Below are 25,537 nucleotides of genomic sequence, written 5' to 3'. Positions count from 1 at the left end.
GTGCAACGCCTCCATTTGCTCTTAGTTTAGTCCTTCCTTTTTTGGCGCACCATGGTGTAGGTTTCTTCCAACTGCATGACGGCGTCGGTAAAGTTACGGCTGATCATGGACATGTATAAAATATCGATCACATGGGTTTGCGCCAGGCGCGAACCGATGTCGCCCCGTTTCATCCCCGCTTCGGTCGCCGTGACCCAAAGCCCGATATCCGCCATCTGATGAAGCGGATTGTTGCCGACCTGCGTGATGCTGATTACCGTGGCCCCGTGCTCCTTGGCCATCGCAGCCACTTCGAGCGTTTCCTTTGTTTTGCCGGAATAAGAGATAGCAACCAGCACATCCCCTGGCTGAAGCATGACGCCCGAAAGCAGCATGACTTGAGGATCGCTGTAAACAAAGCTCCACCGGTTCAGGCGAATCCACTTGAAAGAGGCGTCCATCGCGACGAAAGAAGAGCTGCCTACGCCGAAAAAAGCTGTTTTCGAAGCGTTCAGCAGCGCGGTAACAGCCCGGTCGACCTGTTCGGGGGAAAGAACCTGCGCGGTATCCTCGATACATTTCTTCGCCCAACAGGTAAGCTGTTGAATCACTTGGGCGGAATCCATACCGGGACGAATATCGTCAAAATGGTCGTCTGTCTTCGGAATGGCGGCCGCGGCGGAAAGCAGCGCGAACTTTAGCTCGCGGTATCCGCTGAAGCCGGCGCGCTGGGCAAGCCGGGCGACCGTCGCTACGCTGGTTTCGGTGTCCTCGGCGAGCTTTTGCACGGAAATTTGGCTAATTTGCTGCTGGTGTTTGAGGATATACTCGGCTACCCGTTTTTCAGCCGGATGCAGCGTATCGAGCATGCTTTGCAGCAATACACCGGCATTGTTCATGACCTTCACCTGCTTGTGATTTATTCATTGACGTAATATAATTCCTCGCAATATAATAATATACGTAATAATGTTACATATCAATGTTTTTTTGTATTTATACAAGTTTGGAGGGATAAGCGATGAGAATAAAGTTTGAAGGGCAAACGGAAGAGCTGTCTGCCGGGATTGGGCTGTTGGCGGAGGAATTGCGGTTTACGCTGTCGGATGACGGAATTCCGGTGCATGTGGAGCGGACGCCGAATGTGCTGGAGGTTCGTCTGGAACAAGGGCATGGAACGATCCGCTATGGGAAAAAGCATGAATTTTTTCGCGCTCTAGGATTGTTTATTCAGCATTACGGCGAGAAAGAATCGTTCCATATCAAGGAGCATCCGCAGTTCGATGCGATCGGACCGCAGTTCGACTTGTCCCGCAATGCGGTATTGACGGTAGACAGCTTTAAAGAATGGATACGCAAACTCGCACTGATGGGGCTCAATTCGATGGTTCTTTACATGGAAGACGTGTACGAGCTGGAGGGCGAGCCTTATTTCGGCTACATGCGGGGGAGATATTCGTTCTCCGAGTTGAAAGCGATTGACGACTACGCCGACATCTTTGGCATCGAAGCTTATCCCAGCATCCAGACTTACGCGCATCTGGAGGAGTTTTTGAAATGGGAGCAGGCGGCGCATTACAGGGACACGAGAGGCGTGCTGCTGTCCGAATACGAGCCGACGTACGAGCTGATTGAGAAAATGCTTGCAGCTGCAACCGCTCCGTTTCGCAGTAAAAAGGTGAACATCGGCATGGACGAAGCGGAGGAACTGGGAAGAGGGAAATACCTGGACCGTTTCGGTTACAAGGACCGGTTCGACGTGATGATCCGGCACTTATCCAAGGTGCGCGAAATTGCGCACAAGCTCGGCTTGGAGCCGTGCATGTACGGAGATATGTTTTTGAAGATGGCTTCCAAGGCCGAGGGCGATCATTACGTGTTCGTGAAAAACGTGGAGCTTCCCGAGGAAATGGTGAGCGTGATTCCGAGCGACGTACGGTTAGTTTACTGGGACTTTTTCCATACGGAAGAAAAGGACTATTCGTATCTGATTGATCTTCATCGTCAATTGGACCGAGGTCAAAATCCGATTTTCCTTGGCGGCATCTGGACGTGGAACTGCTTTGGTACGAACTACGGGCTTTCTTTGAAAACGTCCGAGGCAGCTTTGAAAGCCTGCAAAAAAGAGGGCGTGAAGCAAGTGCATGCGGCCATGTGGGGCGACGATGGCATGGAAAATAACCACTTCAATGCGCTGCTCGGCATTCAATTGTATGCGGAACATGCTTACGCGGAGGAAGTGAACACGGAACAATTGCATCAAAGAGTGAAGTTTTGTACGGGCATTGATGCGGAGACGTTTCTCAATCTGAAATATTTGGATGAAACGCCGGGGAGCGTGCCGGACAATACGGAGCAGAGCAATCCGTCCAAGTTTTTGCTGTGGCAGGATGTGCTGTTGGGGTTGTTTGACAAGCAGATCGAGGGTTTGGAGCTGTCGGAGCATTATGCGCAGTTGGAACAAGCGATTCATGAGCGACGCAATCCGGAGGCGGATCTTGATTATTTGTTCGAGGTGCCGGAACAATTGTGCAGGGTGCTGGCGTTAAAAAGCCAATTGGGCATTGACCTGAAGCAGGCTTACGACAACGGTCAACTGGAAAAGCTTAAAGATGCGGCCCTGAATGTGCTTCCCGAGCTTTCCCGACGCGTCAACGCGCTGCGGATCGCCCATCGGAACCAATGGCACGCGATGTATAAGCCTTTTGGATGGGAAGTGCTCGATATCCGGTATGGCGGCATTCTGACAAGGCTGGAGAGCACAAGCGCGCGACTGCTGGATTATGCGGAGGGCAGAGTCGATAAACTCGAGGAATTGGAACAGGAGCGGTTGGTGTTCGGCCAGCGCAATCGTTTTAACAACAAAGGCGCAGGCTGGAGCAGCTATTATTTTCGAATTGCTTCGCCGAATGTGTTTTTCCATGTGCTGCCGATATTTTGACCGAAAAAAAAGCGCGCTTGGTTTTCAAGAGTCCGCCTCTGCGTTATGGCGCAAGAGGCTTTTCTAATTTTCAACCCTCAATGAACAACGGTTCTCTTAGTAAAAATTATACATTTTAAATCCATAAAAACCTATTGATCCAATGGGAAATATTTGATAATATCCTTTTAATAAATAGTGTTTACTATTTATTGGATTAGTAGAAAAAGTTTCCCTGATGGAGGTTAGGGGAAACCGGGGATGGAGAATAAACCATAAAAAGGAGTGAATGCTTGGCGAGCATACGAGAAATAGTGACGGCGATAAAGATTCGCCGGTCTGCAACACAGTCGGCGAAAGGATGAAGAGACATACGATAGGGAGAACCGGGATGAAAACAAGAAAGCTTTTTGGCTTTGAAAAAGCATTTTTCGTCAGTTTTATTGCGACGGCGATTCCTGTCATTATTCAGGTGCTTATGTTGTCGTCGCGGAATTTGTCGGATGTCCTTATGGTCGGGACGTTGGGACAAACCGAAGTGGCTGCGGTCGGTATTGTCAGCAAAGCGATGATGATTCCGATCGTGCTGCTAGTCGGCCTCAGCAGCGGTTGCGGCGTTCTGGCCGCCCAATATTGGGGAGCGAACAATCTTTCCGGTGTCAAAGGAATTCTGGGTCTCAGCTTCGGGATGGCGTTTGTGCTTGTCGTGCTGCCGGTTCTGCTCTTCTTTACCGCCAATCCGGCGGTCGTTATGGGGCTGGCCACATCCGATAGCCATCTTGCCGATATCGCATCGAAGTTTTTGGGCGTCATTTCGTTAAGCGTCATTTTTTTAGCGATTGTCAATGTGTTTGGCGTCGGTCTTCGAGCCATCGGACAAGCTTCCACAGCGATGTACTTCAGCATCGGAGGCGTCGCTTTGAATGTGCTGCTCAACTACCTGCTTATTTTTGGAAAGTTCGGGTTTCCCCAGTTAGGCATCATGGGGGCTGCCTATGCTACGCTGATCAGCAGTGTGGCGGAGGCCTTGCTGCTCACCGCAATGATTTACTTCACAAAACACCCCCTGGCGTTCGTTCCGAACGATTTCATCCGTTATATCACCAAAGATCGTTTAATACAGTTTGTCCGAATATCCGTGCTGGCTACCGTCAACGGCTTTATCTGGTCTACGGGTATCTTCTTGTATCATGTCATTTACGGAAAGATCAGCACTGAAGCGTTGGCTATTATGTCGATGATGGCGACCGTCGATTCTTTCAGTGCCGCTTTTGAGCAAGGATGCGCAACGGCGACGGCCGTGCTCCTGGGACATACTCTTGGACAACAACGCTTTAATGCGGTAATTGAACAAGCTAAAGGGATGCTCATGATCAGTCTTTTGCTGTCGTTGGCGCTGGGATCGCTGCTGTTGTTGTTTTATCGTCCGATCATCGGGTTGTACGGGGCGATCGACGACTCGTTAATCGATACGGCGTTCCAAGTGTATATGATCATGGCGCTCACGTTTTGGCTGAAAACGATCAATGCCGTCGGGATTAGCGGGGTGCTGCGCAGCGGAGGAGACTTGCAGGCGGGACTGGTGATTGATTTTACCGGACAATGGCTGATAGGCATTCCGCTTGCTTTAGTGGGCGCATTCGTCTTGAAGTGGAGCTTGCCGCAAATTTTTATTCTGGTCATCATGGAAGATCTTGTGAAGGCATGCATGACGCTTTACCGCATCCGGCAAGGCAAATGGGTTCGGAACCTTGTCACGGTTAAGACGCGCGAGCAGACGTATTCGGCGATGTAATATTGAAAATTATTTTGAGGTGAAGCGATCGTGGAAATGCTGGACAGATTAGTGAAACTTTATGAACTGCCTCCGTTGGAGGACTATATTAATGTGCTGCGCGAGAAGGGCATCCTGGTGCGCCGTCCGAGAGCTTATGAAAAAAATCAGGTGCTGGAATGGGTACAAACCAATTTTAGCAAAGGCTGGATGAGCGAGTGCGACGTCACGTTTTCCAATTCTCCGGTCAGCAGCTTTATCGCCACCCGGGACGGCGAAATTATCGGGTTTGCTTGCTACGAGGCGACATACCGGAATTTTTTCGGTCCGATCGGAGTGGGCGAGGCTTATCGGGGCGGACAGGTAGGCAAAGCGCTGCTGCTGCATTGCTTGCATGCGATGGCGGATATGGGCTACGCCTATGCCATTATAGGCGGTCCCAAGGAGGCGGCTCCATTCTATGCGCGGGTTGTGGGCGCTATCGATATCGAAGGGTCGAATCCGGGGATTTATATCGACAGATTGCGTGGAAAAGATAGTTAGAAAAAGGAGTGGGCGAGAAGCGATGATGAACCTTAATCATGCCGATTTGGTTGTCGCCGGCGGAGGCTTGTCGGGAAGCCGGGTGGTCATTCATGTATTGAACCGATTGCTGGAAACGGGCAAAGAAGCGGGAGAAAAGCCGATTGAAATCGTCGTGATTGACCGTTTCGGCGAATTCGGACGCGGGATTCCTTACGGGAAACAAAGCCCATCCGGATTTTTGCTGATTGAACCGGCTGCCCAATCGACGCCGAAACCGTTTCGGGACTGGCTGTCGCTGCATTATAAGGAGCTGGTCCATGAAGGCGTCCATCATGAAGATCGATTGCTGCAGGCTTGGATATTTCGATACAAGGTGCAGCTCGAAAGCGGGCAGGTAGACGAGCTTTATGTGCCCCGGAAGCTGTTCGGCTTCTACATCGAGCACTTGCTTCGCCAAACGGTGCAACTGGCGGAAGAGCGAAATTTGGCCAAGGTTGGGTTCGTTACAGGAGAGGTAACGGATGTCGAGCCGGAGGCATCCGGCTTTAAAATCCGGCTGGCTGACGATTCAAGCTTTCAAAGCCGGGCGTTCGTGCTGGCAACGGGATGCATTCCGCGCAGCAATAGCTGCGGATTGAGCGTGGACGAGGGGTACATCCACGATTTGTACGAGGATGCCTATGCCGGTCTGGAACAGACGGTTGCGAAGCGCGCCAAAGTGTTCGGCCGGAAGCTGGACATCTTGGTCGCAGGCTCGAACGCTTCGGCGATTGAGGTGATCTATTTTTTGTCGAACCGTGCGGAGCTGCTCTCTGCCGTGCGCAGCATCAATGTCGTTTCCTCAAGCGGGTATTTGCCGGGCGGCGTCTTCGAAGGCGAAGAGAACGAAGCTCTGACGTCAGGCGGCCAGCGTCCGTCGGCGCGCGAGTACATCGAGATCGCTGCCCGCTTTGTAGCGGAAGGGCTTGTCACCGCCACGCAAGCAAAAATTGTCCATTTTGACAGCAAGGCAGACGGGCGGTTGTATATCGAAGCGGATGGACTGGAGGGGAGAATCGAGCTGACGGCGGATATCGTGGTGAACTGCACCGGAGCGGGACGCGTGAACCGGACGGATTCCCCGTTGATTAGCAATTTGCGGGCGCGCGAAAATCATTTTAAAATGAACGCTTCCTTGCGGGGCTTCCAATTGCGGCCGAATTCTTACGAGCTTGAGGGAGCGGACAACGGCTTTGTCATCGGCCCTTTATTGAACCAGGATGCTCTTGAAACCCACGTGGAAAGTATACTGGCCGTGTACCGGGTGGCGGAGGAATTAGGCAACGTCTTGTACGAACGATTATCCGAGACGGCGATGGCATCGAAGGGTTAGCGACGATCCGACCCGAGGACCTCGTGCTTTCGGAGAGGAAGCGAACGCCTCTCCTTTTTATTTTCCTCTTGGAAGGGAGAGTTACGATGATCATCTATCAATTGCCTTCGCGGGAACGACAACTCGCGCTCACGTTCGACGACGGTCCGAATCCGGTCTATACTCCGCAAATTCTGGATTTGTTTAAGAAGCACCACGCTTATGCCACTTTTTTCGTTATTGGCTCCTATGCCAAGCAGTACCCGGACCTCCTTTGCCGTATTGTTGAAGAAGGGCACGAAATAGGAAACCATACGTACAGCCACCCTGCTTTGCCCGAATGCGAAAGACAGGATGTTTATAACGAGCTGGAAACGACGAACGGAATTATTCGAGAAATTACAGGAATCGAGCCTGCCTTGTTTCGCCCCCCTTTTGGCGAATTCAATAAGCATACCGTCGAGGCGGCCGATCGGCTCGGGCTCCATACGGTGATATGGCCGGATCATCAAAACACGAAGGACTGGAGTCTCCCAGGCGCCGACACGATTGTGGAGCGGGTGCTGGAAACGCTGCAAACGGGCGATATTATTTTATTTCACGACGGCAGCGGAGACGATCCGGACGAGGACCGCAGCCAGACGGTGCAGGCCATCGAAATGCTGCTTCCGCATTTGATTGGGAATAACTACAAATTGGTAACTGTGTCCCAAATGATGCGCAGTTATAATGAAGCGATGATTTTGCAAGTATAGGAGTTTTCATATCCAATAATGAATATTTATTCAAAAATATGTATTTATATAAATGCGCTCCGTTCTCCTCTCTTGCAGCCGAGTTCGGCAATAGCGTTCATGGACTTGATTATGGTTTTCCATAATCGGGTCCTTTTTGTTTTTTTTGAGGCGGCCGTAATGGACAGGCCCTGAAAATTTTTGGTTGGAAAGAAGAAACAAAACGGCTGTGCGCGACGTCCTGTATTTATAGTTACAGCTGCTGAAAGGCGGGAGAAAATGAACGGAATGCACGGATGGAAAGTACGGATGCGGGTGGCCGTTGTCACCGCTTTGTTCGGCATCGGATTGCTCAGTGCTTGCAATTACGAGGCGGGAATAGATTTTGCCGCCGGAAAACGGACTTGGGGCCAGCCGCAGCAACTTCGGGCGGAAGATATTACAAGCCTGCTCATTACCGATTCGTCGGGCAATACAGGTTCGATCGTTTCCCGGGATGCGATCGGACAGTTTCTCGAAGCGATACAGGAAGCGACTGCGGAGACGGCCAAGCTGGACATTCGGCCCCCCGACATGTCGATCGCTTTGAGCTTGAAGGATGGCAGAGAGCATCTGCTGTACTTTTGGCTTGCGCAAAATAACGACCGTTTGTTCGTGGATCTGGGTCGTTCCGCAGAGTACTATACGTTGACGGCAGAAGGAAAAAAAGTAATTTTACATTTATTGGACGAAACGAGAAAAAGCTTGAATTCGCGGTTTTATGCGTAAGGGGATAGGCAGGTCCCGAATCCTGCGGTATAATGGAACATCATGGCGAATGACAAGGTCGAATTTTGGTGCAGGAAATGCGGGTGAGGAAATGCTGGAATACGAACAAGAGCTCTGGGGTCGAGGAAGGACGCTCGTGGCCGGAGTTGACGAGGTCGGACGGGGCTGCTTATTCGGTGATGTGGTGGCTGCGGCGATTATTTTGCCAAAAGGCCTTGTGCTCGAAGGCGTCGACGATTCGAAAAAGTTAAGCGAGAAAAAGCGGGAAGCGTTGTATGATTTGATCCAGCAGGAGGCGCTATCCATCGGAATCGGGATGGCGGACGTCGACACGATCGAACGGATCAATATTAAGCAGGCAGCACGGCTCGCAATGAAACGTGCGGTCGAACAACTGGACCCCATTCCCGATTCGCTGCTTGTCGATGCCGAGAAAGTCGATGTGGACGTGGAGCAGCTTGCCGTTATACACGGTGATGCTTTAAGCCAGTCGATCGCAGCCGCTTCCATTATTGCGAAGGTGACACGGGACCGCATGTGCCTGCAATGGGATATGAAATTTCCGGAGTACGGCATTGCGATACATAAAGGATATGCGACAAAAATGCATCGGGAGCGTCTGGCGGAATATGGCCCGTCGCCAATGCATCGCAAAACGTTTCTAAGAAACATCGTTTACGAACAGCAGGTGCTGTTCTAGTCGCTGCAAGTCCGCGCTGAAAAAAGCCCGGCGGTCAGCCGATATATATAATGAACCGGAAATGCAGCCGGCAGGGAGACGTTCAAGCGGTGCCCAGGCCGGCTTTATTTGTATAGATGGAAGGAGCGGCAGCGATGAATATCAGCGGATTGATCCGGGGATTGGCGGGCGACGCACAGGCGGCGGAGCCGAAAGCTTTGGAGCTGAAGGTCGGGCAAGTGGTGAAGGGCATGGTGCTTCAGGTTGGACCGGAGCAAGATGCTGTGGTCAACATCGGCGGGGTGCAGGTACGAGCACAGCTCGAAGCGCCGCTGAAGCCGGGGGAAGTGACAATGCTTCAAGTGCAGCCGGAATCGTCGGGCGGACAGGTGGTCCTTAAGCCGCTGCAGTCGAGCGTGCAAATATCGGACGGATCTCTCGCGGATATCGTGAAAACGATGGGACTCCCTGATTCTCCGGCAAACCGGCAGTTGGTGCAGCTTTTGCATCAGGCCGGAGTAACGTTGACGAAGGAGAATGTGCAGGCGTTTGCGAAGCTGCAGGCTCAAATGCCTCCGAATATGCCGCAAGAAGCATGGCTTTCTTCGGCTGTTATCGCGTTTCAAAAAGGACTGCCGCTAACTCCGGAGACGGTCGCTTCGGTGCGGCAGGCGGTGCAGGGGCCGCCGTTTCATGAGGTTTTGGATCAGCTCGGACAGCTTGCAGGACGCGAGCTGGATGGCAACGCTTCGCTGTCGCCGCAAAGCCGTGAGCTGCTGCAAAACGTGCGGCAGCTTGTTCAACAGCTTCGCGATACGGCGACTTTGTTGATCGGGGCGAAACCCAACGGTGGAGAGGGGACGCCAGCCGGGGCGCAGCCGGGAGCGAGCGCAGGCGCAGGGGCGCAAGCCGGGGCGCAGCCGGGAGCGGGCGCAAGCGCGGGAGCGCAGGCAGCGGCGCAGCCGGGAGCGAGCGCAGGCGCGGGAGCGCAAGCGGCGGCGCAGCCGGGGGCGGGCGCAGGCGCAGCGCAAGCAGTGGCGCAGCCGGGAGCGGGCGCAGGCGCGGGAGCGCAAGCGGCGGCGCAGCCGGGGGCGAGCGCAGGCGCGGGAGCGGCAGCAGGGCAGCCGGGAGCGAGCGCAGGCGCGGGAGCGCAAGCGGCGGCGCAGCCGGGAGCGAGCGCAGGCGCGGGAGCGCAAGCAGCGGCGCAGCCGGGGGCGAGCGCAGGCGCGGGAGCGCAAGCAGCGGCGCAGCCGGGAGCGAGCGCAGGCGCGGGAGCGCAAGCGGCCGCGCAGCCGGGAGTGGGCGCAGGCGCGGGAGCGCAAGCAGCGGCGCAGCCGGGAGCGGGCGCAGGCGCGGGAGCGCAGGCAGCGGCGCAGCCGGGGGCGAGCGCAGGCGCGGGAGCGCAAGCAGCGGCGCAGCCGGGAGCGGGCGCAGGCGCGGGAGCGCAGGCAGCGGCGCAGCCGGGAGCGGGCGCAGGCGCGGGAGCGCAAGCGGCGGCGCAGCCGGGGGCGGGCGCAGGCGCGGGAGCGCAGGCAGCGGCGCAGCCGGGAGCGAGCGCAGGCCCGGGAGCGCAAGCGGCGGCGCAGCCGGGAGCGGGCGCAGGCGCGGGAGCGCCAGCAGCGGCGCAGCCGGGAGCGGGCGCAGGCGCAGGAGCGCAAGCAGCGGCGCAGCCGGGGGCGAGCGCAGGCGCGGGAGCGCAAGCGGCGGCGCAGCCGGTACAAGCGCCGCAAGAGGGCGGCAACTTGATCGGGCGCCTTATGAAAACGCTTGGCATCGAACATGAGCATCAGGCGATGAAGCTGCTGGAGCGGACCATGCCGGATGCTCCGCAGTCGGGATTGTCTCACGCATCAGTCGGTGCGCAAGCCGACTTTGCCAAATCGGCAGATACGCTCAAAAGCCTGCTGATGCAGCTGTCGCAGGCTTCCGATGCTCCGCAAGGCTTGAAGGACGCGGCCCAGCAGGCGGTGCAGCAAATTACCGGACAGCAGCTCATGTTGAGCGCCGACCGGAATGCGATGCTTTCCCATCTCACGCTGTTTGTGCCGATCATGCATGCCGGCGGCGAACAGACGGCTGCGGTTCATATTCAATCGCGTAAAGGCAAAAACGGCAGCCTGGACGCCAGCAACTGTCGGCTTGTGTTCGATCTGCGCATGAAAATGCTTGGAGATACCATGGTTGACGTGCAGGTCGTAAACGGCATTGTCAGCCTGCATGTTCATAACGATTCGCCCTTTACGCAGGAGCTGCTGGAAGCGCACAAAGAGGAGATTGCGGCCGGACTTGCGTCCATCGGCTATCAATTTATATCGATGAAATACAGCCCGTATCCGACGAAAGCCGTTCAGGAGGGCAATGAAGCCGTTTCGGCTTTTGCCGAGACTCTTAACCATCCCGGAGCCGGTCGCCTGCCGAACACATACTCGCAAAAACCGTATAAGGGAATGGATATTCGGATATGAAGGAGAAACCAGTCGGGTTAAAAAAAGCGGTGGCCCTAAAGTACGCCCCCGAAATGTCGGATGCCCCGAAGGTTATCGCCAAAGGGAAGGGCAGGGTCGCCGAGCAAATTATGGAGAAAGCCAAGGAAAGCGGAGTTCCGATTCAGGAAGACGCCTCCCTGGTCGAAGTATTGTCCAAGCTTGACTTGGATCAAGAGATACCGCCGGAGCTTTATAAACTGGTCGCCGAGGTGCTTAGTTATATTTACCGTTCGGATCAACGGGCCAAAGAATGGAGGAGCGATGTCCGATGAAGGAAACCCGGCTCAGCCGCAAGGAGCTCGGAGCCCTCGGCGAAGCGGCAGCGGCCGATCATTTGCTGAGGCAAGGATTGAAGCTTCGGGCCCGAAACTGGCGCTGCCGGACCGGCGAAATCGACTTGATTGCCGAGGATCGCGAGATCTTGGTTTTTATCGAGGTACGGACCCGCAGCATAGGCGGGACCTTCGGCACGCCGCAGGAGTCGGTCCATGCGCGCAAGCAGCGGCAGGTGATGGAGACCGCTCAAGTATACATGCATATGCAGCGGCTCCAGGACAAGCAAGTCCGTTTCGACGTGATCTCGATCCAAACGGACCCGGCGGGCGCCGTCCGGGAGCTCGAGCATATCCGCAACGCTTTTTAACCGAAAAGCGTATGCGGATTTATTTTTTTATCGAGCACCCGATACTGCAGCGCCTCGGCCACATGATCTGCCCGGATCTCGGACTGCCCTTCCAGATCGGCGATTGTACGCGCGATTTTCAGAATCCGGTCATGCGCGCGCACGCTCAAACCGAGCACTGCAAATGACCGCTCCAGCAGCTGCGCGGAGGGAGGGTCCAGTATCACATGCTCCCTCAGCTTTTTGCCGTTAAGCTCACTATTAAACATGATGCCTGACTCAGCGTATCGGTGCTTTTGGATTTCGTGCGCCCGCTCCACGGCGTCGCGCATTTCGGAAGACGACAAAGGCTGCTGCGGTCCGCGTAAGTCCTTATACTCGATTCTTGGCACTTCGACGTGCAGATCGATCCGGTCCAAGAGCGGCCCGGAAATTTTCGCGCGATAATGCGATATTTTAAGCGGACTGCATACGCAGTCATGCTGATCGCTCGCCGCCCCCCAATACCCGCAAGGACACGGATTCATCGAGGCTGCGAGTAGAAAATGCGCGGGGAACCGGTAAACGGCCCGCGCGCGGCCGATGGTCACGAACCGGTCCTCCATCGGTTGGCGCAGCACTTCCAGGGCGACCCGGGAAAACTCCGGAAGCTCGTCCAGAAAAAGTACGCCGCGATGCGCCAAGCTTACTTCACCGGGCTTGGGGATGCCCCCGCCTCCCACAAGGCCTCCGGCGGAAATCGTATGGTGAGGCATCCGAAACGGTCGCTCACGGATGAGCTGCCGCCGGTCGGCAAATTTTCCCGAAGCGCTGTAAATTTTCGTGACGTCCAGCGACTCCGAATCGCTCATGGGCGGCAAAATGGTAGGGAGTCTTTTGGCCAGCATCGTTTTGCCGGTCCCTGGAGGACCCATAAGGATGAAATTATGCATGCCGGCCGCGCTGATCATGAGCGCCCGTTTGACATGGAGCTGTCCGCTGACGTCCGCATAATCGTCCTCCGCTTTTCTCGTTTCCCGAGAAGCAGCCGTTTTGGGACCGGACAATAACCCGCTTCCCGCTAAAGATAGCATCGGCCCGGGATTCAATTCCTCGGCTCCGTCAGTAACAGCCCCTTCCGCATTTCCCTCAGAGCGCCGAAACTGACTCAAATGCCGAACGCAGCGAACCTCGCATCCTCCGATCCAAGCGGCTTCTTCCGCATTTTCCGTCGGTACGATCACACGCGCTATTCCTTGTTCCCTGGCCGTTGCTATCATCGATAAGACGCCGGGGACCGACCGGACGGAACCGTCCAGAGCAAGCTCCCCGATAATCAACGTATCGCTTAGCGCTTCGTCCGGCAGTTGTCCGCTCGTTTGGAGAACGCCGAGGGCGATGGCCAAGTCGAAGGCAGAGCCTTCTTTGCGCAAATCCGCCGGCGCCAGATTTACCGTGATCCGCTGCAATGGGAACGTAAACCCGCAATTTTTAATCGCGGTCCGAACACGCTCCATCGATTCTTTGATGGCCACATCGGGGAGCCCGACAATCATCATTTGCGGCAAACCGTTGCTCAGATCCACCTCGACTTCGACCAGCTTTCCGTCCACGCCATGCAGACAAGCGCTTACCACTTTTCCGTACATAAAAAACACACCTTTCCTATGTCGATTCATGGCGAAAGGTGCTTCCTTATCGGCCGTACTAACTTACCTGTTATTGTAATATGTCCCCTCGTCCTGTGCAACCGAATTGTACCGATCCGGGACGTTCCCGGATAAAAAATCAACAATTGGCAAAAATACTCGATGAGGTGAACATGAGATGCAGGAAAAACCTTACTTTTGTCCGAACTGCCGTTCCAACCGGGTCAAATTTAGCATGATCTCGAGCTTCTCCCAATCTTTTCTCAAGGATGCGATTTCCGGAACCGTCCAGGAGGTGACAGAACCGCAGCGCATCGACGAAACCGAACCGACCATTCAATGCATGGTATGCAGCTTTACTGGAAACGAAATGCGTTTTGTAAAGCAAGCGGAACGGGAGCCTCGGGCGGGAATGCCGGCCAATCCGACTTATTATTAACAGGAACTGCGCGCGGCGCATCTATTTCGGTATGCAGAGTATCGGGGAAGATGCGCTTTTTACATGTTTCGCGGCCGCGCATGGTTAATTTTCCAAATAACTATTCTTTTCGACGCTTATAAAAAAGATGTATCAAATATTTAACACAAAATATAAGGAAACCGCTCGAAAAAAGTGGTACAATGATAAAGGTTTGCCGTTTAGGACATGCTAATGTTTGGCAACCGGACTTTATTAGCGAGTGGACTCGTCCCGAGCTTGGGAAGGGTCGATTCCATATAGTAAGTCATTACTGATAGGAGGATTTTGCTAAATGAATATCCATGAGTATCAAGGCAAAGCAGTGCTGAAACAGTACGGGGTTGCCGTACCGGAAGGAAAAGTGGCTTTCACGGTAGACGAAGCGGTGGAAGCGGCCAAATCGCTGGGTACTCCCGTAGTTGTCGTCAAAGCGCAAATTCACGCCGGCGGCCGCGGTAAAGCGGGCGGTGTCAAAGTTGCCAAGAACCTCGACGAAGTTCGTACATACGCACAGGAAATCCTGGGTAAAGTCCTCGTTACGCATCAAACCGGTCCGGAAGGCAAAGAAGTAAAACGCCTCCTGATCGAGCAAGGCTGCGATATTAAGAAAGAATACTACATCGGTCTCGTGGTCGACCGCGCTACGGGCCGCGTCGTCATGATGGCTTCCGAAGAAGGCGGAACGGAGATCGAAGAAGTAGCCGCCCACACTCCGGAAAAAATCTTCAAAGAAGTAATCGATCCGGCTGTCGGTTTGCAAGCGTTTCAAGCGCGCAAGTTGGCTTATGCCATCAATATTCCGGGCGAGCTCGTAGGCAAAGCCGTTAAATTCATGATAGCTTTGTATACCGCTTTCGTTGAGAAAGATTGCTCTATCGCCGAAATCAACCCGCTCGTCGTTACGGGTGACGGCAACGTTATGGCGCTTGACGCGAAGTTGAACTTCGACTCCAACGCGCTGTTCCGTCATAAAGACATCGTCGAGTTGCGCGACTTGGACGAAGAGGACGCAAAAGAAATCGAAGCTTCCAAATTCGACCTGAGCTACATCGCGCTCGACGGCAATATCGGCTGCATGGTTAACGGCGCAGGTCTGGCCATGGCGACGATGGATATCATCAAATACTATGGCGGCGAACCGGCCAACTTCCTCGATGTAGGGGGCGGCGCTACGAAAGAGAAAGTAACCGAAGCGTTCAAAATCATCTTGTCCGACGAGAATGTAAAAGGAATTTTCGTTAACATTTTCGGCGGCATTATGAAGTGCGACATTATCGCTGAAGGCGTTGTGGCTGCAGCGAAGGAACTGGGTCTGGACCGTCCGCTTGTCGTACGTCTGGAAGGCACGAACGTGGATCTCGGCAAAAAGATTTTGAACGAATCCGGTTTGAACATCGTAGCAGCCGATTCGATGGCCGACGGCGCACAAAAAATCGTTGCGTTGGTGAAGTAATTTCTCTTTCCGAAGCAGCACCTTTCTTCTTCCATACTATTAGAGGATGTGAATTTTAACCATGTCTATTTTGGTTGATAAAAATACAAAGGTCATCACTCAGAACATGACAGGCAAGACAGGCATGTTCCATACGCTGGGCGGCCTGGAGTACGGCACGCAAATGGTAGCCGGCGCGGTTCCGGGCAAAGGCGGCTCGAATGTTGATTTCACGCTGGAAAACGGTACGACGGTAACTCTTCCGGTGTACAACACCGTTCTGGAAGCGAAAAATGCGACCGGCGCTACCGCTTCGGTTATCTATGTTCCGCCGGCTTTCGCTGCGGATTCGATCATGGAAGCCGTGGACGCCGAGCTCGATCTCGTCATCTGCATCACCGAAGGTATTCCGGTGCTTGATATGGTCAAAGTCAGCCGTTACATGGAAGGCAAAAAGACCCGTTTGATCGGGCCGAACTGCCCAGGTGTCATCACTCCGGGCGAGTGCAAAATCGGCATCATGCCGGGTTACATCCATACGCCGGGTCATGTCGGCGTCGTATCCCGAAGCGGAACGCTGACTTACGAAGCGGTACATCAGCTGACGACTCGCGGCATCGGCCAATCGTCTGCCGTAGGAATCGGCGGCGACCCGGTAAAAGGCTCCGAGTTCATCGATATCTTGAAGCTGTTCAATGAAGATCCGGACACTTATGCCGTCATCATGATCGGTGAAATCGGCGGTTCCGCAGAAGAAGAAGCGGCAGAGTGGATCGCAGCGAACATGAAGAAGCCGGTTGTCGGCTTCATCGGTGGTCAAACAGCGCCTCCAGGAAAACGGATGGGCCACGCGGGCGCTATCATTTCCGGCGGCAAAGGAACGGCAGCGGAGAAAGTCGCAACGATGGAACGCTGCGGTATCAAAGTAGCGCCGACACCTTCCGAAATGGGCTCCACTCTGGTGAGCGTATTGGAAGAAAAAGGCCTGCTCGAAAAGTGCATCACCAAAAAGTAAGCAGCCTTTCGCATCAATGAAGAGATGGCAAGCAGCCTCTCAAATCCGTATGAGATACGGGTTTGAGAGGCTTTTTTGTTTTTTGGCTATACCTTACAAATGAAGAAAGTTGTTTCTGACCAAAGGAGTGAGCTATACTATATGGACAACCGAAGTATGCTATTTGCCTTGCATCATATGGAAGGTATCGGTTCTAAGACGATTGGCCGGCTGATGCGGCAATTTCCGCGGTTATGCGATATCCTTTCGCTTAGCTATGCCGATTGGCTCGAATTTGGCCTGACCCCGGTCCGGGCCGAACAAATGGTTAGGGGACTCGGCAGTTTAACCGAAGCCCAACTGGACGCCAAGCGATCCCGTTACGAGGAGCTGCACATCGAATGGGTGGTCCTGGGGGATGACCGTTATCCGTCGATGCTTTTGGAGACGGCCGACCCGCCTTGGATTTTGTATTACCGTGGGCAAATGGATATCGTAAACCAACCGTGCATTGCTATAGTCGGCACGCGCACTCCGACCGCTTACGGGAAAATGACGGCCGAGCGTCTGGCCGAATCGTTATCTACAGCAGGCGTATGCGTGGTAAGCGGGCTCGCCCGGGGGATTGACAGCGCAGCCCACGAAGGAGCTTTGCGCAGCCACGGGGGTACGATAGCCGTGCTGGGCTGCAGTATCGAGACGGTGTACCCGCCCGAGAACAAATCTTTATACCGTAAAATTTCCGAATGCGGGCTGCTTCTTTCCGAATACCCGCTCGGCACAAGGCCGCATCCCGGCTTGTTTCCGCAGCGCAACCGCATTATTGCCGGCCTGAGCCTCGGAGTTGTCGTAGTTGAAGCGGCCCTGAGAAGCGGCTCCCTGATCACGGTGGATCAGGCATTGGAAGCTTCGCGTGACGTGTTTGCCGTTCCGGGCCCGATCTCCTCTCCCAAGAGCGAAGGTACGCTATCCCTGCTGAAGCAGGGCGCCAAGCTGGTAACCGGAGCCGCAGACATCTTGGAGGAGTATGCAGGCCGGATATCCTTGGATCAAAAGGCATACATTATGAATACAACGGAAGCTAAGCCTGTCTTGTCTGAGGATGAGCAAAAAATAGTTGACATGCTTCAAATCCGTCCGCTTACGATCGACGAATTGCTTTCGCAAAGCCAATTTACCTTTGGACATTTGCATTCAGTTCTGATAAATTTACTAATGACGCGCAGGATCGTCGAACTACCGGGTTCGGTGTACGCCGTACCTTGATGGTCATACATATTTCCATTGTCGAAGGGGGCAAGACCCTATGGCCGATTCGTTAGTCATTGTGGAGTCACCCGCAAAAGCCAAAACGATCAGCAAATATTTAGGAAGCAAATATATTGTAAAAGCATCGATGGGGCATATTCGGGATTTGCCGAAGAGCCAGATCGGGGTCGAAGTCAAGAAAAACTTTGAACCGAAATATATTACGATCCGGGGCAAAGGCTCCGTACTCAAAGAGCTTAAAGACGCAAGCAAACGCGTGAAAAAAGTATATCTGGCAGCGGACCCTGATCGCGAAGGCGAGGCGATTGCCTGGCATTTGGCTCATTATCTTGAGCTTTCCGATCAGGAAGCGTGCCGTGTCGTGTTCAACGAGATCACGAAGCAGGCGGTCAAGGATGCATTCAAGACCCCACGCAAAATAAATCAGGATCTGGTGAACGCGCAGCAAGCCCGGCGCATATTGGACCGGCTGGTAGGCTACAAAATCAGCCCGCTGCTGTGGAAGAAGGTCAAGAAAGGGTTATCGGCCGGCCGGGTGCAATCCGTGGCTGTAAAGCTGATCTATGACCGTGAGAACGAGATTAAAGCGTTCGTGCCCGAAGAATATTGGACCATTACGGCCAAATTGTCCTCCGGAAAAGCGGATTTTGAAGCGAAGTTCTACAGCTTGGACGGCGAAAAGAAAGAGCTGAAGAACGAAGCGGAAGTGAACGCTGTCTTGGCCGCGCTTCAGAAGGCCGATTTTATTGTAAGCGAAGTCAAGGAAAAGGAGCGTCTCCGCAATCCGTCCCCTCCGTTCATTACAAGCTCGCTTCAGCAGGAGGCGGCCCGGAAATTAAACTTTCGCGCGGCCAAGACGATGTCGGTAGCACAACAATTATATGAAGGAATCGATCTCGGCAGCGAAGGTACGGTCGGCTTGATTACGTATATGCGTACGGATTCGACGCGGATTTCCCCTGTGGCCCAGGAAGAAGCCAAAGACTACATCGTGCAAAAATTCGGGGAGTCCTTTTATCCCGAAACGCCGCGCGTCTATACGAAGAAGAATACGAACGCGCAGGATGCGCACGAAGCGATTCGTCCGAGCTCGGTGCTGCGCGAACCGGATCAGATCAAAGCGTACTTGAGCCGCGATCAATATCGCCTCTACAAGCTCGTTTGGGAGCGCTTCGTTGCAAGCCAGATGGCTTCCGCGGTCTTGGATACGATGACCGTCGATTTAACGGCCGCCAACACGATTTTCCGGGCCGTCGGTTCGAAGGTGAAGTTCCACGGCTTTATGAAGGTGTACGTGGAAGGTAACGACGATGCTGCGGCAGACACAGGGGATGACGATAAGCTGCTCCCGCCTCTGAAAGAAGGGGACAAGGTGAAAAAGCAGCAGATCGATCCGAAGCAGCATTTTACGCAGCCTCCGCCGCGTTTTACGGAAGCGCGATTGGTTAAAGCGTTGGAAGAAATGGGCATCGGACGCCCGAGCACCTACGCTCCGACGCTCGAAACCATCCAAAAGCGCGGTTATGTGGCTATAGAGGAAAAGAAATTTGTGCCGACCGAGCTCGGCGAGCTGGTTATTCAGCTAATGATCGAATTTTTCCCGGAAATTCTGGACGTGGATTTCACCGCCCACATGGAAGAGGGATTGGACCACATCGAGGAAGGGAAAGAAGATTGGGTCCGCGTGCTGAGCGAGTTTTACGAGTCGTTCGAGAAGCGGCTTGAAGTGGCCGAGGAAGAGATGGAGAAGGTCGAGATTCAAGACGAGGTTTCCGATGAGATTTGCGAGAAATGCGGCCGTCATTTCGTCTACAAGATGGGGCGCTTCGGCAAGTTTCTGGCCTGCTCCGGTTTCCCGGATTGCCGCAATACGAAGCCGATCGTCAAGGATACCGGCGTCACCTGTCCGAATTGCCACGAAGGGAAAATCATCGAACGGCGCAGCAAAAAAGGGCGCATCTTCTATGGATGCGACCGCTATCCGGAATGCGATTTCGTCTCGTGGGATAAACCTGTGGGGCACCCGTGTCCGAAGTGCGGCGCGATGCTCGTCGAAAAGCGAAACAAATCAGGAACGTTCACCCAATGCGTGTCCTGCGACTTTAGAGAAGAAGCGAAAGAAGAGCAAGATCAGGACTAACTTGTCATCTGGCTTCATATAGGAGGAACGGAAGTTGACTGTCTTACCGAAAGTGACTGTCATCGGCGCGGGCTTGGCTGGAAGCGAAGCTGCGTGGCAAATCGCAAGCCAAGGCGTACCGGTGGTTTTATACGAAATGCGTCCCGTGAAAAAAACGCCTGCGCACATCTCTGATCAATTTGCCGAGCTCGTCTGCAGCAATTCGCTGCGGGCGAACGGATTGACGAATGCGGTGGGCGTATTGAAGGAAGAAATGCGCATTCTGAACTCGTTAATATTGCGCGCAGCCGACAAGCATGCCGTTCCGGCCGGCGGGGCGCTTGCCGTCGACCGGGATGGCTTCTCGGGCGAGGTAACGTCCTTGCTGCGCAACCACCCGCTGATCGAGGTGCGCAACGAGGAGCTGGAGTCGCTTCCCGAAGGAATTGTCGTCGTTGCGACCGGACCGCTGACCTCGCCTGCGCTTTCCAAGCATTTGCAGGAGCTGACGGGCGAGGAGTACCTATACTTCTATGACGCGGCAGCGCCGATTGTGGAAAAAGAATCGATCGATATGAGCAAGGTTTACCTCGCCTCCCGTTACGATAAGGGCGAGGCAGCCTATCTGAACTGCCCAATGACCGAAGAGGAGTTTACGGTGTTCTATGAAGCCTTGATCTCTGCGGAAACGGCGCCGGTGAAGGAGTTCGAGAAAGAAATTTATTTCGAAGGCTGCATGCCGATCGAAGTCATGGCGAAGCGCGGCCGGCAAACCGTCTTATTCGGTCCGATGAAGCCCGTAGGACTGATCAATCCGCATACGGGCGAATTGCCTTACGCGGTCGTTCAACTGCGTCAGGATAACGCGGCCGGTACGCTCTATAATTTAGTAGGTTTTCAGACCCACTTGAAATGGGGCGAACAGAAACGGGTACTTTCCCTTATTCCCGGATTGGAAAACGCGGAGTTTGTCCGTTACGGCGTCATGCACCGCAATACGTTCATTAATTCGCCTAGACTGCTGCGCCCTACTTACCAATTTACAGATCGGGACAGCCTGTTCTTTGCCGGACAGATGACCGGTGTGGAAGGATACGTCGAATCGGCTGCTTCGGGCCTCATTGCAGGCATGAACGCAGCGCGTTACGCCAAAGGTCAGGAGCTGTTCGTACTGCCTCCGGATACCGCGCTTGGCAGCATGGCGCAATACATCACGACGGCAGATTTCAAGCATTTTCAGCCGATGAACGCCAATTTCGGGCTATTCGCGCCGCTTGACGAGAAGATCAAGAACAAGAAGCTTAAATATGAGAAAATTGCTATGCGAGCAATTGAGAAAATTCAGAATTTTTCACAAAACCTATACAATTCGCCTTGTAAATAAAACATGTACTGTGTTACGATAGATCCGAATATTATCTTGCTCCGGTTACGGAGCCCTCGCCAAACTAAGCTTGAAACAGCTTAGTTTTCGTCTTGTAGACCACTAATTTATGCATCAACGAAGTTCCGGAAGCCCGCAGCGAGTGCTATTGTGGGCGGAAAAGCGCTTAATCCGAAGCTTTTCTTTACAATGGAGGAGGAATATCGGGCCCATGGAGCAATTTCACGCCACGACGATTTTTGCCGTCCGCCATCAGGGCAAGGGCGCTATTGCAGGGGACGGACAAGTGACCTTCGGCAACAGCATGGTCATGAAAAGTCAAGCCAAAAAAGTGAGAAGATTGTATCGCGGCAACGTCATAGCCGGGTTTGCCGGCTCGGTCGCCGATGCGATTACATTATTTGAGAAGTTCGAGGCGAAGTTGGAGGAGCATCACGGCAATTTGCAGCGCTCTGCCGTCGAACTGACCAAAGATTGGCGTCAGGATCGCGTGCTGCGCAGACTGGAAGCCATGATGATCGTGATGGATCGAAGCGGGCTGCTGCTTTTGTCCGGCAACGGGGAAATCATCGAGCCGGACGATGGCATTCTGGCGATCGGTTCCGGGGGCAGCTTTGCGCTCGCCGCCGGCCGGGCGCTTCACCGTTATGCGCCGCAGATGAGCGCGAAGGAAATCGCCCATGCCGCGCTTACGATGGCGGCTGAGATTTGCGTGTTTACGAATCACAATATCATTGTCGAAGAAATCGAATGATCCAGGAGGTTATGACGTTGAAGCAAATAGCCTTAACCCCCAGAGAAATCGTAGCCGAATTGGATAAGTATATCGTCGGACAGAAGCAGGCCAAGAAGTCCGTTGCCGTCGCGCTGCGCAACCGGTATCGCCGGAGCCTGCTCGAAGAATCGCTTCGCGACGAGATCGCACCGAAAAACCTGCTAATGATCGGACCGACCGGTGTCGGCAAGACGGAAATCGCCCGCCGCATGGCAAAGCTGGTCAATGCGCCGTTTATCAAAGTCGAGGCGACCAAATTCACGGAAGTCGGATACGTCGGACGCGATGTTGAGTCGATGGTCCGGGACTTGGTGGAAACGTCGATCCGCATGGTAAAAGCGGAGAAAACCGATAAGCTTAAAGACCGTGCGGAGCAAATGGTTCACGACCGGATCGTATCCATCCTTGTACCTAGTCCGTCCAAGCATCGGGGTCAGCGCAATCCGCTGGAAATGCTGTTTGGCCAGCAGAATGCAGGCCATACGGATACGGAGCCGGAAACGGATTCGTCACTTACGTCCCAGAGGCAGGAAGTTAGGGAACGTCTTCTGCGCGGTGAGCTTGAGAATCAAGTGATCGAAATCGAGGTGGAGGATAGCTCTCCTTCGATGTTCGATATGCTGGCGGGACAGGGCAACGATCAAGCGGGGATGAATATGCAGGAGTTGTTCGGAAGCCTGATGCCGAAGCGGACGAAGAAACGCAAGCTCCCGATCAAAGAAGCGCGCAAAGTGCTGCTTCAAGAGGAGGCCCAAAAGCTGCTGGATATGGACGAAGTGATCCAGGAAGCGGTAAAGCGGGCCGAGCAGGGAGGCATCATTTTCATCGACGAGATCGATAAGATATGCAGCTCCAGCCGCGGCAGTGGGCCGGACGTCTCACGCGAGGGCGTGCAACGGGACATTTTACCTATTGTCGAAGGATCGACCGTCATGACCAAATACGGCCCTGTAAAAACGGATTATATTCTGTTTGTAGCGGCAGGGGCATTCCATATCGCGAAACCGTCGGATTTGATTCCCGAGCTACAGGGACGTTTTCCGATTCGGGTCGAACTGAGCAGCTTATCGGAGCAGGACTTTGTGCTCATATTGAAGGAGCCGAAAAATGCATTAACCAAACAATATACGGCGCTGCTGGAAACGGAAGGGATTCGCGTCGAGTTTTCCGACGAAGCGATTCTGGAAATTGCCCGGATTGCCGCTGACGTGAATCAGAATACCGATAACATCGGCGCCCGCCGTTTGCATACCATTTTAGAGAAATTGCTGGAAGATTTGTCCTTCGAAGCGCCGGAAATCACGCTTGAGCAAATCGTAATCTCACCGGAGTATGTCAGGGAAAAGCTGTCCGGCATCGTGCAGAACCGGGATCTCAGCCAGTACATTTTGTAATGTCAACTTTGGAGGCAAGACTAATGACACTTTTGATGAAAACCAGAAGGCTGAATAAACTGCTGCAAAAGGAAGCGGGGAACCCGGTCAGCTTTATGGATATGGCCGCGGTGCTGAGCGATATTTTGCAGGCGGATATATTTGTCGTCAGTCGGAGAGGAAAGGTGCTGGGGAGCGCGTTCACAACGCCCGTATTCGAGGCTGGCGTGAACGAAACGTTGCTGCAGGAAAACCGATTTCCGTCCGAATACAACCAGCTTTTGCTCAAGGTGGAGGAGACGTCGTCCAACCTGGATGCAGGCAGCGAATTCGATATCTTTCGACAAATTTCGTCTGATTCAGGCTTTTACATGACGATTGTTCCGATTATCGGCGGCGGCGAACGTTTGGGAACGCTTGTTCTTACGAAACGCAACGGCAAGTTTATCGATGACGATTTGATTTTGGCGGAATATGGATCAACTGTTGTGGCGATGGAGATTTTGCGTGAAAAAGCGGAGCAGATTGAGATCGAAGCCCGGGGCAAAGCGGTCGTTCAGGTGGCGGTCGGTTCGTTGTCCTTCAGCGAGCTGGAAGCGGTCGAACATATTTTCGAGCAGCTCGAAGGGTCTGAAGGACTCCTTGTAGCCAGCAAAATCGCGGATCGCGTAGGGATTACCCGTTCGGTGATTGTCAACGCCCTGCGCAAGCTGGAAAGCGCCGGTGTCATTGAAACGCGTTCGCTTGGCATGAAGGGAACGTACATTCGTGTTTTGAACGATCAATTGATGGCTGGAATCCAAAGCGTGAAAGCGTAGCCAACATTCTCAAAAACGTGAAATAATTAACATTTCGGGCTCTATATGCAAATATAGGGCTTTTTTCATATTGTATTCACTTCCAAGATCTCTCAATATAGATGTAGTTCTCGTTTACTACATTTTACGACAAACCGTATTGTATTTTTTTTATGTTTAGATGTCGAAGGAAGGAGGATATTACGTTATCTTGTTGAATAACTAGATTCAGAATCATCCTTGGAAAGTGGGAGTCAACGCATGAATATTTTAAACAAACCCTCATTTCAAACGCTGGAGCGTGCCTTAGATGCCGCCGCAGTTAGGCAGAAAGTGATTGCCGACAATGTGGCAAATGTCGACACGCCCTTTTTCAAACGGTCGGAAGTTCGTTTTGAAGAACTGCTGCAGCAGGAAATGAACGGAGCCGGGATTGAAGGGTATCGGACCGACCCAAGGCATTTTTATATCGGCCGCCCGCCAAAGCCGGAGCCACAAATCGTTCGTGACAACCAATCCATGATTAACAACAACTTGAATAACGTCGATATCGATTACGAAATGGCGCTCATGGCCAAAAACCAGCTTCGATACAACGTAATGGTCCAGCAAGTCAGCGGCGAGATCAAAAAAATCAGAACAGCTATCGGCGGGAGAGTGTAACGGATGAGACTTACAAACGGATTTGACATCAGTTCTTCCGCACTAACAGCGCAGCGCTTTCGGATGGACGTTATTTCGTCCAACATCGCCAATGCGGATTCGACAAGAGCGCAGATGGTAAACGGCAAATGGGTCCCGTATCAGCGCAAACTGGTGTCTTTCGAACCAAAACAGCAAAATTTCGGCGAGTCGCTTGCCAATGCCATGTCCGGTAAAAATTCGGGAGCCGGGGACGGCGTACGGGTAACTCAAGTGATCCAAGATCCTTCTCCTTTTAGACAGCATTACGACCCGACGCATCCGGATGCGGACGAGAACGGCATGGTACTTTTGCCCAATGTGGACATTTTGAAAGAAATGGTCGATATGATCTCGGCTACCCGGTCCTACGAAGCCAACGTCACCGCACTGAACGCTTCCAAGGCTTTGATCGGGAAAGCGTTGGAAATCGGGAAATAGTTAACGAAAAGGAGTAATAATGATGATCGAATCCCTGAAATTGCAGCAGCCGCAGCAGATTGCCGGCGCCGTTCAACCCAAAATAACAAGCGCATCCGAAGTTACGGACCAATTCGGAAAATTTTTGAGCGACGCCATCGCCGATTTGAATGATAAGCAGTCCGCCGCCGATGCAATGAAAGGCCAGTTCGTCACAGGAGAAATCTCCGACGTGCATCAACTGATGATCGCCTCTGAAAAAGCGTCCTTGGGATTAGAGCTCACGGTTCAAGTGCGAAACAAAGTCATCGAGGCTTATCAAGAAATCATGAGAACGCAAATCTAATCTTCAAACGTACCTGAAGAG

Annotated in this window: 24 protein-coding genes; 22 read left to right on the top strand and 2 right to left on the bottom strand. The window is 53.4% G+C overall.

Annotation, left to right across the window (positions count from 1 at the left end; genetic code table 11):
* Positions 1–26 precede the first annotated feature (26 nt).
* On the bottom strand, positions 27–878 hold the full coding sequence (locus tag NI000_RS01590; protein ID WP_253407063.1) for a MurR/RpiR family transcriptional regulator: 852 nt from the start codon (positions 876–878) through the stop codon (positions 27–29).
* A 122-nt stretch (positions 879–1,000) separates the two neighbouring features.
* Here NI000_RS01590 and NI000_RS01585 point away from each other — a divergent pair, with 122 nt between their 5' ends.
* From NI000_RS01585 to NI000_RS01540, 10 genes are all read left to right on the top strand, one after another.
* Entirely contained in the window at positions 1,001–2,920 is a 1,920-nt protein-coding gene (locus NI000_RS01585) for a beta-N-acetylhexosaminidase (RefSeq protein WP_253407061.1), read from the top strand.
* A gap of 370 nt (positions 2,921–3,290) precedes the next feature.
* On the top strand, positions 3,291–4,694 hold the full coding sequence (locus NI000_RS01580) for an MATE family efflux transporter (RefSeq protein ID WP_253407059.1): 1,404 nt from the start codon (positions 3,291–3,293) through the stop codon (positions 4,692–4,694).
* 51 nt (positions 4,695–4,745) lie between these two features.
* Positions 4,746–5,216 carry a GNAT family N-acetyltransferase gene (locus NI000_RS01575; protein WP_309247863.1) on the top strand — a complete coding sequence of 157 codons (471 nt, stop codon included), beginning with the start codon at positions 4,746–4,748 and terminating at the stop codon, positions 5,214–5,216.
* 22 nt (positions 5,217–5,238) lie between these two features.
* Positions 5,239–6,570, top strand: coding sequence for an FAD/NAD(P)-binding protein (locus NI000_RS01570; RefSeq protein WP_253407058.1), 1,332 nt, complete (start codon positions 5,239–5,241; stop codon positions 6,568–6,570).
* 86 nt (positions 6,571–6,656) lie between these two features.
* On the top strand, positions 6,657–7,304 hold the full coding sequence (locus NI000_RS01565; protein ID WP_253407057.1) for a polysaccharide deacetylase family protein: 648 nt from the start codon (positions 6,657–6,659) through the stop codon (positions 7,302–7,304).
* Positions 7,305–7,562: 258 nt separating this feature from the next.
* The gene (locus NI000_RS01560; RefSeq protein ID WP_253407055.1) at positions 7,563–8,051 is read left to right on the top strand and encodes a hypothetical protein; all 489 of its coding nucleotides are present in this window, start codon (positions 7,563–7,565) and stop codon (positions 8,049–8,051) included.
* A gap of 91 nt (positions 8,052–8,142) precedes the next feature.
* Positions 8,143–8,751: a ribonuclease HII gene (locus NI000_RS01555; RefSeq protein ID WP_253407418.1), complete on the top strand. Its 609-nt coding sequence runs from the start codon at positions 8,143–8,145 to the stop codon at positions 8,749–8,751.
* Positions 8,752–8,885: 134 nt separating this feature from the next.
* On the top strand, positions 8,886–11,195 hold the full coding sequence (locus NI000_RS01550) for a hypothetical protein (protein WP_253407053.1): 2,310 nt from the start codon (positions 8,886–8,888) through the stop codon (positions 11,193–11,195).
* On the top strand, positions 11,192–11,488 hold the full coding sequence (locus NI000_RS01545; RefSeq protein ID WP_054972431.1) for an EscU/YscU/HrcU family type III secretion system export apparatus switch protein: 297 nt from the start codon (positions 11,192–11,194) through the stop codon (positions 11,486–11,488). Before NI000_RS01550 ends, NI000_RS01545 begins: the two co-directional genes overlap by 4 nt.
* Positions 11,485–11,859 (top strand): YraN family protein, encoded by a 375-nt coding sequence (locus NI000_RS01540; RefSeq protein WP_253407052.1) that lies wholly within the window; start codon positions 11,485–11,487, stop codon positions 11,857–11,859. Before NI000_RS01545 ends, NI000_RS01540 begins: the two co-directional genes overlap by 4 nt.
* On the opposite strand, the gene NI000_RS01535 is transcribed toward NI000_RS01540, so the two are convergent.
* Entirely contained in the window at positions 11,856–13,466 is a 1,611-nt protein-coding gene (locus NI000_RS01535) for a YifB family Mg chelatase-like AAA ATPase (RefSeq protein WP_253407051.1), read from the bottom strand. The genes NI000_RS01540 and NI000_RS01535 overlap by 4 nt on opposite strands.
* A gap of 178 nt (positions 13,467–13,644) precedes the next feature.
* On the opposite strand from NI000_RS01535, the gene NI000_RS01530 reads away from it, so the two are divergent.
* The 12 genes from NI000_RS01530 to fliE all read left to right on the top strand — a co-directional run bounded on the left by NI000_RS01530 (position 13,645) and on the right by fliE (position 25,516).
* Positions 13,645–13,905, top strand: a complete 261-nt coding sequence (locus tag NI000_RS01530) for a hypothetical protein (RefSeq protein WP_253407050.1) — start codon at positions 13,645–13,647, stop codon at positions 13,903–13,905.
* 313 nt (positions 13,906–14,218) lie between these two features.
* Positions 14,219–15,379 carry an ADP-forming succinate--CoA ligase subunit beta gene (sucC, locus tag NI000_RS01525; RefSeq protein ID WP_054972346.1) on the top strand — a complete coding sequence of 387 codons (1,161 nt, stop codon included), beginning with the start codon at positions 14,219–14,221 and terminating at the stop codon, positions 15,377–15,379.
* Between the two features lie 61 nt (positions 15,380–15,440).
* Positions 15,441–16,373, top strand: coding sequence for a succinate--CoA ligase subunit alpha (gene sucD, locus NI000_RS01520; RefSeq protein WP_253407049.1), 933 nt, complete (start codon positions 15,441–15,443; stop codon positions 16,371–16,373).
* 141 nt (positions 16,374–16,514) lie between these two features.
* Positions 16,515–17,618, top strand: a complete 1,104-nt coding sequence (gene dprA / locus NI000_RS01515; protein ID WP_253407047.1) for a DNA-processing protein DprA — start codon at positions 16,515–16,517, stop codon at positions 17,616–17,618.
* A 40-nt stretch (positions 17,619–17,658) separates the two neighbouring features.
* Positions 17,659–19,761, top strand: a complete 2,103-nt coding sequence (gene topA, locus NI000_RS01510; RefSeq protein ID WP_253407045.1) for a type I DNA topoisomerase — start codon at positions 17,659–17,661, stop codon at positions 19,759–19,761.
* A 34-nt stretch (positions 19,762–19,795) separates the two neighbouring features.
* A complete protein-coding gene (gene trmFO / locus NI000_RS01505; RefSeq protein WP_253407043.1) occupies positions 19,796–21,124 on the top strand; it encodes an FADH(2)-oxidizing methylenetetrahydrofolate--tRNA-(uracil(54)-C(5))-methyltransferase TrmFO in 1,329 nt (442 codons plus the stop codon).
* 211 nt (positions 21,125–21,335) lie between these two features.
* Positions 21,336–21,878: an ATP-dependent protease subunit HslV gene (hslV, locus tag NI000_RS01500; RefSeq protein WP_010491321.1), complete on the top strand. Its 543-nt coding sequence runs from the start codon at positions 21,336–21,338 to the stop codon at positions 21,876–21,878.
* 17 nt (positions 21,879–21,895) lie between these two features.
* Entirely contained in the window at positions 21,896–23,293 is a 1,398-nt protein-coding gene (hslU, locus tag NI000_RS01495) for an ATP-dependent protease ATPase subunit HslU (RefSeq protein WP_301292198.1), read from the top strand.
* A gap of 23 nt (positions 23,294–23,316) precedes the next feature.
* Complete coding sequence (gene codY, locus NI000_RS01490; RefSeq protein WP_253407039.1) at positions 23,317–24,090, top strand: GTP-sensing pleiotropic transcriptional regulator CodY; 774 nt, start codon at positions 23,317–23,319, stop codon at positions 24,088–24,090.
* A 240-nt stretch (positions 24,091–24,330) separates the two neighbouring features.
* A complete protein-coding gene (flgB, locus tag NI000_RS01485; protein ID WP_253407038.1) occupies positions 24,331–24,732 on the top strand; it encodes a flagellar basal body rod protein FlgB in 402 nt (133 codons plus the stop codon).
* A gap of 3 nt (positions 24,733–24,735) precedes the next feature.
* Positions 24,736–25,191 carry a flagellar basal body rod protein FlgC gene (gene flgC / locus NI000_RS01480; RefSeq protein ID WP_054972339.1) on the top strand — a complete coding sequence of 152 codons (456 nt, stop codon included), beginning with the start codon at positions 24,736–24,738 and terminating at the stop codon, positions 25,189–25,191.
* A gap of 22 nt (positions 25,192–25,213) precedes the next feature.
* Positions 25,214–25,516 carry a flagellar hook-basal body complex protein FliE gene (gene fliE, locus NI000_RS01475; protein WP_253407036.1) on the top strand — a complete coding sequence of 101 codons (303 nt, stop codon included), beginning with the start codon at positions 25,214–25,216 and terminating at the stop codon, positions 25,514–25,516.
* Positions 25,517–25,537 lie beyond the last annotated feature (21 nt).

Origin of the sequence: Paenibacillus tyrphae (assembly GCF_024158745.1) — a bacterium.
Lineage (GTDB): Bacteria > Bacillota > Bacilli > Paenibacillales > NBRC-103111 > Paenibacillus_G > Paenibacillus_G tyrfis_A.
The sequence above is the reverse complement of the archived record's forward strand: the minus strand, read 5'-3'. Positions and strand labels throughout refer to the sequence as shown.

Excerpts from the sequence above, each read along its gene's own strand:
- dprA (WP_253407047.1), top strand. The coding sequence starts at position 16,515 with ATGGACAACCGAAGTATGCTATTTGCCTTGCATCATATGGAAGGTATC.
- NI000_RS01540 (WP_253407052.1), top strand. The coding sequence starts at position 11,485 with ATGAAGGAAACCCGGCTCAGCCGCAAGGAGCTCGGAGCCCTCGGCGAA.
- NI000_RS01560 (WP_253407055.1), top strand. The coding sequence starts at position 7,563 with ATGAACGGAATGCACGGATGGAAAGTACGGATGCGGGTGGCCGTTGTC.
- NI000_RS01535 (WP_253407051.1), bottom strand. The coding sequence starts at position 13,466 with ATGTACGGAAAAGTGGTAAGCGCTTGTCTGCATGGCGTGGACGGAAAG.
- flgB (WP_253407038.1), top strand. The coding sequence starts at position 24,331 with ATGAATATTTTAAACAAACCCTCATTTCAAACGCTGGAGCGTGCCTTA.
- NI000_RS01530 (WP_253407050.1), top strand. The coding sequence starts at position 13,645 with ATGCAGGAAAAACCTTACTTTTGTCCGAACTGCCGTTCCAACCGGGTC.
- NI000_RS01590 (WP_253407063.1), bottom strand. The coding sequence starts at position 878 with ATGAACAATGCCGGTGTATTGCTGCAAAGCATGCTCGATACGCTGCAT.
- NI000_RS01550 (WP_253407053.1), top strand. The coding sequence starts at position 8,886 with ATGAATATCAGCGGATTGATCCGGGGATTGGCGGGCGACGCACAGGCG.
- sucC (WP_054972346.1), top strand. The coding sequence starts at position 14,219 with ATGAATATCCATGAGTATCAAGGCAAAGCAGTGCTGAAACAGTACGGG.
- NI000_RS01585 (WP_253407061.1), top strand. The coding sequence starts at position 1,001 with ATGAGAATAAAGTTTGAAGGGCAAACGGAAGAGCTGTCTGCCGGGATT.
- flgC (WP_054972339.1), top strand. The coding sequence starts at position 24,736 with ATGAGACTTACAAACGGATTTGACATCAGTTCTTCCGCACTAACAGCG.
- topA (WP_253407045.1), top strand. The coding sequence starts at position 17,659 with ATGGCCGATTCGTTAGTCATTGTGGAGTCACCCGCAAAAGCCAAAACG.
- NI000_RS01580 (WP_253407059.1), top strand. The coding sequence starts at position 3,291 with ATGAAAACAAGAAAGCTTTTTGGCTTTGAAAAAGCATTTTTCGTCAGT.
- hslV (WP_010491321.1), top strand. The coding sequence starts at position 21,336 with ATGGAGCAATTTCACGCCACGACGATTTTTGCCGTCCGCCATCAGGGC.
- NI000_RS01555 (WP_253407418.1), top strand. The coding sequence starts at position 8,143 with ATGCTGGAATACGAACAAGAGCTCTGGGGTCGAGGAAGGACGCTCGTG.
- fliE (WP_253407036.1), top strand. The coding sequence starts at position 25,214 with ATGATCGAATCCCTGAAATTGCAGCAGCCGCAGCAGATTGCCGGCGCC.
- NI000_RS01565 (WP_253407057.1), top strand. The coding sequence starts at position 6,657 with ATGATCATCTATCAATTGCCTTCGCGGGAACGACAACTCGCGCTCACG.
- NI000_RS01570 (WP_253407058.1), top strand. The coding sequence starts at position 5,239 with ATGATGAACCTTAATCATGCCGATTTGGTTGTCGCCGGCGGAGGCTTG.
- NI000_RS01545 (WP_054972431.1), top strand. The coding sequence starts at position 11,192 with ATGAAGGAGAAACCAGTCGGGTTAAAAAAAGCGGTGGCCCTAAAGTAC.
- sucD (WP_253407049.1), top strand. The coding sequence starts at position 15,441 with ATGTCTATTTTGGTTGATAAAAATACAAAGGTCATCACTCAGAACATG.
- codY (WP_253407039.1), top strand. The coding sequence starts at position 23,317 with ATGACACTTTTGATGAAAACCAGAAGGCTGAATAAACTGCTGCAAAAG.